2 protein-coding genes are annotated in these 1,599 nt (G+C 51.1%); both read left to right on the forward strand.

What is annotated here, in order from left to right:
* Nucleotides 1-63: 63 nt before the first annotated feature.
* Entirely contained in the window at nucleotides 64-1,152 is a 1,089-nt protein-coding gene (locus ACFRAK_RS28175; protein ID WP_394573062.1) for a M24 family metallopeptidase, read from the forward strand.
* A gap of 7 nt (nucleotides 1,153-1,159) precedes the next feature.
* Nucleotides 1,160-1,546, forward strand: a complete 387-nt coding sequence (locus tag ACFRAK_RS28180; protein ID WP_394573063.1) for a hypothetical protein — start codon at nucleotides 1,160-1,162, stop codon at nucleotides 1,544-1,546.
* Nucleotides 1,547-1,599 lie beyond the last annotated feature (53 nt).

Below are 1,599 nucleotides of genomic sequence, written 5' to 3' on the forward strand. Positions count from 1 at the left end.
AAACGATACCCTAACATTATTGACCATGATGAGCGTTCATAATAGTAGAGAGGATGGAATGATATGAATCAACGATTACATCAGGTGCAGCAATCCATGGAACGTGAAGGATGGGACCATGTCTTGATTACCGATCCGAAACACGTATACTATCTAAGCGGATTCGCCAGCGACCCGCACGAACGATTCCTCGGTCTGCTGCTGTCCACCGTACATGAGCCAACCCTGATTGTGCCGACACTGGATGCGGATGCCGCAAGGTCAGCTTCGACCGTGAAGAACATTCTGACCCATCAGGATACAGATAATCCGTACTCGTTGCTGCAACAGCTTATCAAGGGTTCTGCAGGTACGATAGCCGTTGAGAAGGAACAGCTTACCGTAACCCGGTTTGAGCAATTGCAGGCACATCTCGATCTGGCGCGATATGAGGACGTGGGCACCGTACTGCGAGAATTGAGGGTACGGAAATCCGAAGATGAAGTGAAGATCATGCGCCATGCGGTACAACTTGTGGAAGAGGTGCTGAAGCAGGGATTGACTCAGGTGAAAGTAGGTGTCACAGAGATTGAGCTTGTAGCGGAACTGGAATATCTGATGAAAAAGCTGGGTGCGGATGCCCCCTCCTTCTCAACGATGGTATTATCCGGTCCCAATACCGCGCTGCCGCACGGAACTCCAGGATCGCGCAAAATCGAAAGCGGAGATCTGCTGATGTTCGATCTTGGAGTGTACGCTGGCGGTTATGCTTCCGACATTACGCGCACCTTTGCGGTTGGCGATCTTAAGCCCGAAGCTGTCCGTATCTACGAGACCGTCCTTGCCGCCAATATGGCAGGCATTGCGGCTGTTAAACCCGGCGTGACGTACGGTTCCATTGACCGGGCAGCCAGGCAAGTGATCGACGATGCAGGCTACGGTCATGCGTTCGTTCACCGGCTCGGCCACGGGCTTGGCATGGATGTACATGAATATCCATCCGTGCACGGTCTGAATGAAGACCTGCTCTTGCCCGGCTCGGCCTTTACGATTGAGCCTGGCGTATATTTACAAGGTGTCGGCGGGGTGAGGATCGAAGATGATGTCGTTGTCACGGAGACGGGGGTTGAGGTGCTCACTTCTTTCCCTAAACAACTAACCGTGGTTGGATGATGATGAAGTGGCACGGCGCGTAATCCGCCTTAAGAAAGAGGGGCCTCGAGACGATGATTCTGAAGGACTTGATTACTGTTGGAGATTTGCCCTTCTATTCGGTAATAATGATCGCAGTAGTCCTGGCAATTATGATGGTGTTCGGCCACAGAGACGCCCATCATGTGAAACTTGCAACCAAAGTACAACGTGCCATTTACGGCGTAAGCGTTATTCTGGCTACGGTATGCCTGATCAACACCGCCGCATTTCTCATCCAGAACATACGATAACTTCTCCTGAGTATACAGAAGACCGTCCCTCGGCCGTAATCATCGGTCCGGGACGGTCTTTATTACTCCCAAAGCAGAATGTTTTAGCGCACATACCCGTTTCGAGAACGAAATTATGCTGATCGGATTACCTCTACTATACTTATCCCGCCATTTTCAAGAGCAGAACCACAAA

The organism is Peribacillus sp. NPDC056705 (genome assembly GCF_043656335.1).